The organism is Streptomyces sp. NPDC047072 (genome assembly GCF_040643855.1).
In the GTDB taxonomy this organism is placed as follows: domain Bacteria; phylum Actinomycetota; class Actinomycetes; order Streptomycetales; family Streptomycetaceae; genus Streptomyces.
In genome coordinates this window covers 1-6,068 of sequence record NZ_JBEYVC010000313.1, presented here as the reverse complement: position 1 = coordinate 6,068, position 6,068 = coordinate 1, and the positions used below count along the sequence as shown (strand labels likewise).

3 protein-coding genes are annotated in these 6,068 nt (G+C 72.7%); 2 read left to right on the top strand and 1 reads right to left on the bottom strand.

The genetic code is table 11. The features are described from left to right. Window positions 1-2,862 (bottom strand): ALF repeat-containing protein (locus ABZ896_RS51830; protein WP_360946225.1); only part of this gene is annotated, 2,862 nt, incomplete at its 3' end. A gap of 331 nt (window positions 2,863-3,193) precedes the next feature. Between ABZ896_RS51830 and ABZ896_RS51825 the strand changes: the two genes are divergently transcribed. Both ABZ896_RS51825 and ABZ896_RS51820 read left to right on the top strand, forming a co-directional pair. Beyond that, a complete protein-coding gene (locus tag ABZ896_RS51825) occupies window positions 3,194-3,721 on the top strand; it encodes a hypothetical protein (RefSeq protein WP_360946222.1) in 528 nt (175 codons plus the stop codon). 55 nt (window positions 3,722-3,776) lie between these two features. Next, complete coding sequence (locus ABZ896_RS51820; protein WP_360946219.1) at window positions 3,777-5,993, top strand: trypsin-like serine protease; 2,217 nt, start codon at window positions 3,777-3,779, stop codon at window positions 5,991-5,993. The last annotated feature ends 75 nt before the right edge of the window (window positions 5,994-6,068 follow it).

Sequence of the window (6,068 nt, the reverse complement as noted above, 5' to 3'; positions counted from 1 at the left end):
GAGCCGCCCGCGCACCCGAACTGGCGGCAGCCCGGCACGGCGAAGCCCCGGCCGATCACCCCCGCCCAGCAGGAGCACAACCGCGAGCTCCTGGCCGCTCGTCGCGGACTGCTGGGCGCTGTAGGAGGAGGCGAGGGCCGAACGGGCCGCGTCGATCGCCTTGTTCGCCGAGTAGTTCGCCGAGCGGGAGGCGGTGCGCGCCGTCGTCGCGGCGGCCGAGGCCTGGTTCGCCGAGGCCTGCGCGGCCGCGGCCGACCTGTCCGCCGTGTCGGCGTTCTGCTTGGCCTGGTCGGAGTACTCGCCCGCCTTCGTCCCCGCGGCGACGGCCTTGTCCGCCCATTCCCCCGCCTCCACGGCGGCGTCCCGGGCGGTCGCCGCCACCTGCGACGCCAGCGCCGCGGTCTGCTGCGCCGCGTAGGCGGTCTTGGCCGCGGCGGCGATCGCGCCCTGGATCGCGGCGACATGGGTGGCGGAGTCGTGGTCGAGCTGGGCCGCGGAGTACTGCACGACCTGGACGAAGTTGCGGCGCATCCACGTCGGCCCCTCCAGGGCGACGTCGCCGTAGGCCTTGGTGTAGTCGCCGCCGTTCGCCACCGAGGTCGCGGTCTCGACCGCGTCGTCCTCCCGTACGGCTTCGGGGTAGGTGCGGTCGAAGAAGTCCTGCAGCGCCTCCGGGGTGTTCTTGTCCAGCGCGTCGTTGGCCGCCTCGACGACCGCCTTGCCGGGCTTCTGGTCGAGGATCTTGCCGATCTGCACCCGGTTGTCGTCCTGGGACGCCTTGATCACCCCGGAGGTGAGGAAGTCGCCCACGGCCGTCGCGCTGTTGCTCTCCAGCGCGGCCTGGGCCGCCCTGGCGATGGCGGGGTTGGACACCTGGGCGATGTAGAGGACCGTCTCCCGGTCGTCCTGGCCCTGGGCGACGCCCCGGTCGAGGTCGATCCAGGAGAACACGTCGTCGTCGCTGCCGGAGAGCGCGAACTGGGCGGCCTCCCGCGTCCAGGCGCCCTTGGAGTCGAGCAGCGCGGTGGCGGCCTTGCGGCCCAGGGTGGCGGCGAGCGCCAGGTCGCCGTCCGTGAACAGGGCCTTCTCGGCCGCGCTGACCAGGTCCTTGGTCGCCTGGTCGGTCTGCGCCTCCTGGGCCCGCTTGTCCGCGAGCTCGGCCAGCTGCTGCTGCTCGATCTCGGCCAGCAGCCTGGCCTCGTCCAGGCCCTGGAGCCGTTCCTGCTCCAGGCGGGCCAGCTCCGCGTCCCGGGCCGCCTTGGCGACCGCCATGGCGTCCGTCACGGCCTTGGTGGCGGTGTCGGCGGCCTTCACGGCCTCGGCGGCGTGGGCGGTGGACTTGTTCGCGAAGTCGATGGCCTTGCCCGCGTTCAGTACGGCCTCGTCGACGGCGTCGGCCGCCTTCTCGGCGTGCGCGGCGGCGGAGTTGGCGGCATCCCTGGCGGCGGCCGCGGCGGTGGCCGCCGTGTTGGCGAGGGCCTGCGCGGTGGAGGCGGCGTTGGTGGCGCGGTTGGCGGCGGCGGTGGCGATGGCGGCCTGGCGCTTGGCCTCGGCGGCCTGCGACTGGGCGACCCCGGACGCGGCGGCGGCCTGCGCGGCGGAGTTGGCGGCGGCCGCGGAGTTACGGGCCGCGGAGGCGGCGGAGTTGCTCGCGCTGACGGACTGCGCGCAGGCGGCCCGCGCGTAGTCGGCGGCCTTGGCGGCGGTACGGGCCTTGGCGGCGGAGTTGCGGGCCGCGACCGCCGCGTCCTTGGCGGCCTGGGTCTTGCTCGCGTCCTTGGAGGCGGCGATGGCCGCGTTGTAGGCACGGGACGCGGCCCCGCCGGCGACGGAGGCGGCCTGGGAGGCGGCGGTGGCCGCGACCGAGGCGCGGCGGGAGGCGTTCACGGCCGCGTTGGAGGCGTTGATGGCGATCCGGGCGGCGTTCGCCGCGCCGGTGGCCGCGCTCGCCGCCTTGCGGGCCGCGGCGGCGGACTTCTGTACGTCCTCCTTCGCGGCCTCGGCCTCGGCGGCGGCCTTCTCCGCCGCCTTCTTCGCCTCGGCCGCGGCGGCGAGGGCCCGCTCGGACGCCTCGACGGCCAGGTCGGTCTCGGCCTGGGCGCGCTTGCCCTCCCGGTCCACCACGGCGACGAGTTCCTCGATGGTCGCCGTCTCCTGGTCGCGGGCGCGTGCGATGTGCTGGCCGGTGTCGAGGAACCACTGGATGTCCGTCGCGGTGCCGTTCAGGGCGCGGTTGGCGTACTTCTGCACCTCCGGCCCGGCGTTGACCAGCATGGCGGCGACCTGGAGCTGGGAATCCTCCAGGCGGGCGGTGTACTGACCCTCCGTGAGGAAGGATTCCAGCGCCGCCCGCGTGCCCGTGTCCAGGGCGGCGGACGCCTTGCGCTGGACCGCCTTTCCGCCGGTGGCCGACAGGATGGCGGTCGCCACCTGAAGATCCTCCAGAAGCGCCGACTCGTATCCGCCCTGGAGAAAGGCGGAAATGGCGCTGTCCCCGCTGTCGAGAGCGGCGACCGCCTCACGGCGAAGTCCCTTGCCGGAGCGGGCCAGATAACTGGCGATCGCGACCCGGTTGTCCTCCGTCGTCACCGTCGGCAGTGTCTGGGTGAGAAAGGCGCTGATGTCGGAATCGGTCCCGAAAAGCGCGTCGGCGGCCGCCGCCTTGGTGGCCCTGCCGCCCGTCATCCAGGCCCTCACCACCTTCGCGCGGTCGGTGTCCGGCAGTGCCAGCGGGTCGGCCGCCGCGGTCGTCGTGTCGGCCGCCCGGGCCACGGGTGCCCACGTCAGGGGCGCGGCGGCGACGGCCGTCACGGCGGCGAGCGAGCCGAGCACGCGTCTGCGGCTCCAGAAGATCGTCTGCATATGGATTCGTCCCCGTGGTTTCTGGGTGGCTGTGGCGGGACCATACAAACGCAGGTTCGCGGAGCAATCAATGCACCGGTCACGAATTGAACGTTATATGTTCGTTATAGAAGCCGTACAACCCTTTCCGGGGTGTGGTGAGCGTCACAGTGGAGCTTCAAGTGCCGTCCGTTTTACCGGGTTTGTAGGAGTGGACAAACCCCGGGAAGCGAGGTGGCATCTAGGTGGGGGAAAGCGATGTGCGAGCACTCGCGGCTTTGTCTATTTCCTTCACCTTTGCCTTGAAGCACGTTACTGACATCGATTCGGAAGCAACGAGTTTAGGAAAGCGATGAAGTCGAGTATCACCTTTGCGGCGCGGCCGCGACCTATTAAAAGACTCCTGGGAACGGCCCTCGCCGCAGTGGCGGCCGGGGCCCTGACCTGGATGGCCGTGGGGGGCGGCGCGGCGTCCGGAGCGTCGGCGGCCGTCGCCGACGAGGCGCCGGGCTACGCGGTCGAGGACTTCGACTACCCGCAGGCGGACAAGATCCTCGCCGAGAAGAACATCCTGCTCAAGCGCGGCGACGGCCACATCACCCTCGCCGACTGCGTGACCGGCACGGGCCAGCTGGAGGTCCAGGCGCGGGACAAGAGCAAGATCTGCTTCGACGTCAAGGGCACCTCCGGCTGGCTGACCCTGGAGCTGCCGTCGGTCTACCTCATCCGCGGCAACGACTACACGACCGAGGCGGAGATGACGGTCGGCACCGAGGAGCAGTCGTACGACATCGCCAAGAACGCCTGGACACCGGTGGGCGAGAGCGCGGACGACCAGGCCCGTGAATGGACGCTCCTGGAGCTTCGGACCTCCAAGTAGCGCCCGGCCGAGCCCTCCTGCCCGATCCGCCACCACCCACCAGGGAACCGACCTCATGACCTACGCCAGACCTGTGCGCCTCGCCGCACTGGCCGCCGCCCTGACCCTCGGCTCCGCCGTCCTCACGGCCGGTTCCGCCGTCGCCGTCACCGGCCCCGCGGTCGCCGCCTCCGACACCACCTACGCCTACACCGCGCAGATCACCCTCGGGGACCACGACCGCGGCTGTTCCGGTGTCCTCGTCGACACCGACTGGCTGCTCACCGCGGCCAGTTGCTTCGCCGCCGACCCGGCCACGAGCCTGAGCGTGCCCGCGGGCAAGCCGGCCGTGAAGACCACCGCCGTCATCGGCCGCTCCGACCTCACCGGCACCGCCGGCGCGTCCCGCGAGATCGTCGAACTGGTCCCGCGCACCGACCGCGACGCGGTCCTGGCCCGCCTCAACCGCCCGGTCGCGGGCGTCACCCCGATCGCCGTGTCCACCGCCGCGCCCACCGCGGGCGAGACCCTCAGGCTGGCCGGCTACGGCCGCACCGCTACCGAGTGGGCGCCGCTGAACCTGCACACCGGCACCTTCACCGTGGACTCCGCCACCGCGACCACCGCCGCCGTCACCGGCACCTCCGGCACGGCCGCCTGCATGGGCGACACCGGCGGCCCGCTGGTGCGGACCGTGAACGGCACCGCCCAGCTGGCCGCGCTCGCCAGCCGCTCCTACCAGGGCGGCTGCTACGGCATCGACGCGACCGTGACCAGCACCGCAGGCATCACCACCCGCGTCGACGACCTCGCCTCCTGGGTGACCGAGAAGACCAACGCCGCCCGCGTGAGCGACTTCAACTGCGACGGCGTCCAGGACATCGCGGTCTCCGACCCCGGCGCCACCGTGGGCGGCGACGCCAACGCCGGTCTGGTGCGCGTCGTGTACGGCGGCGGCAAGGGCACCGCCGAGATCACCCAGGACCTGGACTGGGTCAACGGCAGCTCCGAGGCCGGCGACGGCTTCGGCGAGAGCCTCGCCACGGTCGACTACAACGAGGACGGCTGCACCGACCTGGTCGTCGGCACCCCGGGCGAGGGCCTGGGCACCGCCACCGACGCCGGCATGGTCGACATCCTGTACGGCGCGGCCGGCGGCCTCGGCACCGGTGCCGTGAAGGACACCAACTACCAGCAGGGCGCGGGCAACGGCTCGCTCGGCGCCTCCAGCGCCGAGACCGGCGACCGCTTCGGCGCCGCCCTCGCGGCCGACGTCACCAACTCCGGTGAGCCGTTCGTGCTGATCGGCAGCCCCGGCGAGGACCTCAGCGGCTTCGCCGACGCGGGCATGGCCGTCTACGTCCACGGCACCACCAACGCCTCCATCCACCAGGACAGCCTCGACGTCCCCGGTTCCGCGGAGGCGGGTGACGGGTTCGGCGGCGCGGTCGCGGCCGACTCCAACCACCTCGTCATCGCCGCGCCCCAGGAGGCCATCGGGACCGACGCCGGCGCCGGCAACCTCGCCGTCTTCGACCCCAACGTCCTCAACTCCGAGAACCGTCCCACCCCGCGCTTCGGTCTCGACCAGGACCTCGACACCGTCTCCGGCGGCGCCGAGGCCGGCGACGGGTTCGGCACCTCGGTGGCGCTGGTGCCCTACCGCCCGTCCGGGGCGGCCGCGGCCACCGAGTCGATCCTCGCGGTCGGCTCGCCGGGCGAGGCCCTGACCATCGACGGCGCCTCCAAGGCCGAGACCGGCAACGTACTGACCTTCCGGGTCACCGCGGCCGGCGCCTACAGCCAGCTCAACGCCTACCAGTCGGGCACCGCCGACGACGACGTGGTCGGCTCGTCCGAGCCCGGTGACCACTTCGGCCAGACCCTGACCGCGGTCAACACCGCGCCGGGAGCGGTCAGTACGGCGGCGACGATGAAGCTCGCCGTCGGCATCCCCGACGAGGCCGTCGGCACCACCGCGAGCGCGGGCGCCGTCACCACCTTCTCCCTCCTCGGCACCCCCGGCGCGAACGACCGCTGGCTCGAGGTCGGCGACGGCGACGGCATCCCCGGCACCCCGGGGGCCAACCAGAAGCTCGGCGCCCACATGCACTACACCGGCACCAGCCTCTACGTCGGCCTGCCCTACGGCCCGTCGTCCTACGGCACGCTCTACGCCCTGCCGCTGTCCAACGTCACCGCCGGCGGCACGGTCGCCGCGGTCACGACGTACCAGCCGGGCGCGGGCGGTCTGCCGGCCGCGGGCAACACCTTCGGCTACGCGGCGCGCTGATCCACGAGCCCCCTGGGGGCCGGCCACGGCCTGGACGGCCATGTTCCAGCTGCTGCCTGTCTGGTGGTGGTGCAC